We start from the raw sequence: 5416 nt of genomic DNA, 5'->3' as shown, positions 1-5416 counted from the left end.
TCAGTAGAGATATCCATACCGACAGTCAGCTACATCCTCCCTTCGCCCGCAAGGCGGTCCTCCTCGGAGGCGTACGATCGACACCTCCATTGTTCGCGTCCATCAGCAGGGCGCGACGGCAAAAAGCGGGATCGAGATCATTGTCTCGGTCGTTCCCGAGGCGGGCTGACGACCAAAATCCATGCTCGTGTCGACGCCCAAGGCAGGCCGATCAAGCTGACGCTCACGGCAGGCCAGATGAGTGACATCGCCTCCGCAGCGGACTTGATCAAGGAATTGCCGGAGGGTGCCATGCTACTCGCCGACAAGGGCTACGATGCCAACGCCTTGCGCAATGCTGTCACTGAGCGAACGGCATGGGCCAACATCCCGCCCAAGGCCAACCGCAAGGACGCGATCTGCTTCAGCCCGTTCCTCTACAGGGCGCGCAACCTCGTCGAGCGCTTCTTCAACAAGGCCAAGCAGTTCCGTCGCATCGCAACCCGATACGACAAGCTGGCAGAAAACTACCTCGCTGCTCTCAAACTCGTCGCAATCCGCATCTGGCTACGCAGTAATGAGTCTACGTCCTAGGGCGGGTCGCTGTTTGTCGCTGCCGCGGCTATCGGTTCTTGGTACGCTGGCCGCGCACCCGGTCGGGTTGGACGACCGATGTCTTCAGCCGGCAGGATCGCCGCCTAATCCTTCAACCCACTGGCAGAATGCAAAAACCAGTCCACTACCAAGTTTACCGATACTGCAAGCAGTGCGATCGCCGCCGCAGGGAGCAACGGCGTGATATCTGCGTAAACGATCAGGGTTGCGCTGTCGTGCACCATCGACCCCCAATCTGATGTCGGAGGCTGAATTCCAAGGCCCAAGAACGAAAGCCCACTGATCAGAAGGAACACGAAGCAAAAACGTAGGCCAAATTCTGCGATCAACGTCGGAAGGATATTAGGCAGGATCTCGCGGGTCATGATCCATATATGCCCTTCCCCGCGGAGTTTGGCCGCCTCGACATAGTCTGAGACAGCGGCGTTGATGGCCACCGCTCTGCACAATCGGAAGACGCGCGTTGAATCAAGGATCGCTATGATCAGGATGAGGGAGGTGGTCGAAGTTCCGAATATCGAAAGCAGCAACAGGGCAAAAATCAGCTGGGGTATCGACATCAGGATGTCTACCAGCCTGGACAGCAGCTGGTCAGTCCATCCAGAGAACGTCGCCGCGACCAGGCCGCCGGTAGCCCCAATCGAAAAAGCCAATAGGGTCGTCAACAAAGCGATCCCGATGGTGTTTCGCGCCCCGAAGAGGAGTCGGGTGAACATATCTCGGCCAAGGTTGTCGGTTCCTAGCCAGTAAGCGGAACTCCAAGGTTCAAACTGCGAGCTTACGATCTGTGCTTCACCATAGGGTGCCAGTTGTGGCGCGAAAATCGCTGCTGCAGCGTAAAACGCTATAACCACCATGCCAAACTGCGCGCTGAGAGGCGCTGCCGTAAACCGGCTAGCGCCCTTCTTGAGAGTACTCGCGGAAAGGTAAGTCATTGGCTTTGTCCATCATTATCAGTCATTTAGGGTGCATAAGCCTTGGATTCATCACTATGGATACGACATCGGCCGTGAGGTTGAGAAGCACATAAGTTGCTCCGAATATCAGGCTGCACGCCTGAACCACAGGGATATCTCGCTTCTGGACCGAGTCCACGATCAATTGCCCCAGGCCCGGGTAGACGAAAACAACTTCGACAACGACCACGCCGGTCATAAGATATGCCATGTTCAGGACGATCACATTTGCGATCGGGGCGAGGGCGTTAGGGAGCGCGTGCCTTACCATCACGCGCCATTCTGACATTCCTTTGAGGCGCGCCGTCTCGATGTATTGGTTACCTAGAACATTAACGATTGACGTCCGCGTCATCCTCATCATGTGGGCCAACACGACCACAGCCAACGTCAGCGCCGGGAGAGTGATAGCGTTGAGCCGCATCCAGAAACTCGTACCTGGCTCGACATCGGACAGGCTCGGCAGGATGCCGGCATGGACAGCAAGCAGCAGCATGAGGACGTAGGCTACAAAGAATTCAGGAAAGGAGATCGAGGCAAGGATAATAATGTTGATGCTTCGGTCGATGAAGGTATTGCGGTAGAGCGCCGACACGATTCCTCCCAGCAGGGCGAGCGGAACCGAAATTACGGCTGCGCTCAACGCGAGAAAGACGGTGTTGAAAAGGCGTGGGGCGATAAGTGACCCAATGTCCCGGCCATTCGACAATGCGGTCCCAAAATGCCCTTGCAAGACACCGCCGAGCCAGTTGAGGTATCTTAGATAGATAGGGAGGTCTAGGCCTAGACTTTTGCGGAACGCTGCCAACGTTTCGGGGGTAGCCGACCGTCCAAGCATCTCCGCAGCAATATCGCCCGGGAGAAACTGGATTCCCCCAAAAATCAATAGTGAGACAATCCAAAGGGTCAGCGCCCCGAGTGCGACACGCTGACCTACTATCTTGGCGATTGAACTCATAATTGGCTTTCGGGCAAGAGGCTAGGCGAACCACCACCGCTCCACGCACCGGAAACCGTCTAGATCCCAGTTCGGCGCGATTCTGTTGTGACCGATTTTCTTGGAGAGTGCATTGACGTTGTTAACAAAAACAGGGGCCATTTCGCCGCAATCGTCCCTGCAGATGCTTTGCATCTCTGTATACATTGCCAAGCGTCTGGTATCGTCAAGGTCGGAACGAGCTTTTACCAGCAGTTCGTTAAAACGTGCGTTTTTCCAATGGGAGTTGTTCCAAGCGGCATTGGCATCATAGCCCATAGTGAACATCCAGTCAGCCGTCGGCCGACCCAACCAATAGGCCATATAGAACGGCTTTTTCAGCCAAACAGTATCCCAGTATCCATCGCTCGACTCCCGAATGACATCGATGGAAATACCGGATTTCGCAGCGTTTTGCTGGTAAATCGTAGCTGCATCGACTGCGCCGGCGAACGCAGCGTCCGCGGCCGACAGACTGACTTTTACGTCTGAAACACCAGCCTTCTTTAGATGGAAGCGAGCCTTGTCGGGATCGTACTCACGCTGTGGCAGGTCCTTGGCGAAGAAACGATTGGTAGAAGCAATCGGGTGGTCGTTGCCCAGCATCCCGTGCCCATGGAGCAAGGTATCGAGCAGTTGCTGCCGGTCGATGGAATATTTGAATGCTAATCTTGCATCTGCGTTGTCGAACGGTGCGGCATCGCACATCATATCCACAGTGTAGAACTGGGTTCCTGGGATTGATGAAACCTCCAGGTTTTTATTCCTCTGCAAAAGATGAACCGTCTTCAGGTCGCATCGATCCATGGCGTGGATCTGGCCTGTGGTCAGAGCATTTGTGCGCGCAGTCACATCTTGGATGGCAAGCGCCTCAAAGGAATCAAACCAGGCCGCATCCGAATTCCAGTAATTTGCGTAACGTTTGCCACTGCCCTTCACACCGAAGTCGACGTTGTCGACCACGTACCCCCCGGCTCCAACGCCGGAAATATCCGCCTTGCCGTCTTCGACTGGCATAATGGCCAGGTGGAAATCTTCAAGAAGGTAAGCGAAATCAGCGTTCCCTTCCTGCAAAGCGAACACTACGGTCTGTGCTCCGTCTGAGCGGACGTCTTCAACGGAATTGAGGATGTCCTTCGCCGCAGATTTGGATTGCTCACCTCGGTGATGATTCATTGAGCCAATGACATCTTGGGCGGTCAGGGTTTTTCCGTTGTGGAATTCCACACCCTTCCGCAGTTTGAAGGTCCAGGTTTTGGCATCCTTCGTCACGTCCCAAGATTCGGCGAGCTCTCCGACAAGCTTGCCGTCGGCATCGATGCCGGTGAGGTAGCCATGCAGGGTTTTGCCGAAAAGCTCGGTGAATGAGTTCGTGTAAGTCGCGGGATCAAGGGAATCTGAAGCGGCTCCCGCACCGATGCCTATTTTGAAATGCCCCCCCTTCTTCGGTGATGATTCTTTGGCGAAAACGTTAAACACGCTGCTTGATGAAGCGAGGGCGAGGGCGCTGGCCGCCGCCGCCGTCCTTAACACCGTTCTTCGGCTCGCACCCGCAGGGGTCGAGCGCTCATCCCAATTCGTCATATCAGTTCTCCTTATTGGTATTGTTATTGGTTGGAACACCCCCATCCCAAGGTGAACGTGCCAAGCCTGCCGGACCGCCCGACTTCTAGAGCGCTTCAGCTCTGGCTGCACCACGCCCTTAGAAAGCTAGTTACGCAATTCCAGGAAAACAACCAATTAAATATTATGGCCGTTACAGTTAAAAGTCATGGTGGGGTCATGGGGGTTCGCGTGGGACGCTCATGGCGATGCGGTGCTACGGCGGGAGGAAATACTGCAATTCACCCACGTCGAGCTCGAGCAGGTCGGAAGGGTGGCGATCCACGTCATTGTAATTTGTAATTTTCGGGAATGTTTCGGTGAATTCACGTCAACAAGAAACAAAAGGGAATTTGACGCCTAACTAGGTGCTTGGCCGCAGAACGTGGTCTCCCCGCGGAGCTGAGGCTAAGCACGGCAGCGTCTATCCTCGATGATTACATGAGGTGGTCGAGGTATCCTCTATGGTATCAACCGGATGGATGCAATTCGCTCCAACATTGTTAAGGGGGCGACACTGATATTGAGAGACAGTTTGTAGTTATCCTCTGCTATCAGGATGCGGAGGTTGTGGAGTGCCTGGTCACCTATCTTATACATCCTGCTGCTGTGATGGGCGAGGTCCGTTGAGACTGTATTGGTGGACTTAGTCCAATAGACGCTCTTCGAACGGGTAGTTCGACAGCAATTCATAACCGTCCGCCGTCACCAAAACCTGTTCCTCGAGCTTCACCCCGTCTGTTTCACCGACAGCGCCAATGTAAGACTCAACGCAAACGACCATGCCGGCTTCGAGCGTGGCGTCGTAGGCGATCGGACCCCTGAAGATTGGTTTAACCTGCGGGTATTCATCGCACATTCCCACACCGTGGATCACGCAGGTGTAAGCCTGTTCGTGGAACTCCTCCGGCACTGGCCAAGCCCGGGCCTGCAGTTCTTCCATACTGAGCCCTGGGCGAATGAGGTCCATGTTGGTGTGCAACTCATCATAGGCGTAGCGGTAGAGCTGCTTCTGCCGAACACTTGGCCGCTCATTTCCGTAGTAAAATGTTCGTGACACATCGCAGAAGTATCCGAATGGCCCGACCATATCGGTGTCAAATCCGACCAGATCGCCTGGCTCGATAACGCGTTGGGTGGCTTCCTGCAGCCACGGATTGATACGCGGCCCTGAGGCCAACATGCGTCCCTCATGCCAACCGCCATGGTTGGCCAGGTTGGTGTAGTTCAGGATGCCCCAAAGCTGCACCTCCGTCACACCGGGACCCATGCTTTCTTGCATCCGCGC

The 5416-nt window shown here is 55.0% G+C and carries 4 protein-coding genes and 1 pseudogene; 1 reads left to right on the top strand and 4 read right to left on the bottom strand.

The window, feature by feature from the left end; all coding sequences use genetic code 11:
• Positions 1-76: 76 nt before the first annotated feature.
• Positions 77-573 (top strand): annotated as a pseudogene (locus tag AC0L2P_RS31945) (IS5 family transposase); the annotation flags it as partial.
• A 104-nt stretch (positions 574-677) separates the two neighbouring features.
• On the opposite strand, the gene AC0L2P_RS31940 reads toward AC0L2P_RS31945, so the two are convergent.
• The 4 genes from AC0L2P_RS31940 to AC0L2P_RS31925 all read right to left on the bottom strand — a co-directional run.
• Complete coding sequence (locus AC0L2P_RS31940; RefSeq protein WP_473507205.1) at positions 678-1529, bottom strand: ABC transporter permease; 852 nt, start codon at positions 1527-1529, stop codon at positions 678-680.
• 22 nt (positions 1530-1551) lie between these two features.
• Positions 1552-2511: an ABC transporter permease gene (locus AC0L2P_RS31935; protein ID WP_473507206.1), complete on the bottom strand. Its 960-nt coding sequence runs from the start codon at positions 2509-2511 to the stop codon at positions 1552-1554.
• Between the two features lie 18 nt (positions 2512-2529).
• Positions 2530-4110, bottom strand: a complete 1581-nt coding sequence (locus tag AC0L2P_RS31930; protein WP_473507204.1) for an ABC transporter substrate-binding protein — start codon at positions 4108-4110, stop codon at positions 2530-2532.
• A gap of 664 nt (positions 4111-4774) precedes the next feature.
• A partial coding sequence (locus tag AC0L2P_RS31925; protein ID WP_473507203.1) for a M24 family metallopeptidase occupies positions 4775-5416 on the bottom strand: 642 nt, incomplete at its 5' end.

The sequence above is a fragment of the Mesorhizobium sp. WSM4836 genome, from assembly GCF_055811815.1.
The sequence above is the reverse complement of the archived record's forward strand: the minus strand, read 5'-3'. Positions and strand labels throughout refer to the sequence as shown.

Bases quoted from the DNA above. Each gene is read 5' to 3' on its own strand.
- AC0L2P_RS31930 (WP_473507204.1), bottom strand. From the start codon at position 4,110: ATGACGAATTGGGATGAGCGCTCGACCCCTGCGGGTGCGAGCCGAAGA.
- AC0L2P_RS31940 (WP_473507205.1), bottom strand. From the start codon at position 1,529: ATGACTTACCTTTCCGCGAGTACTCTCAAGAAGGGCGCTAGCCGGTTT.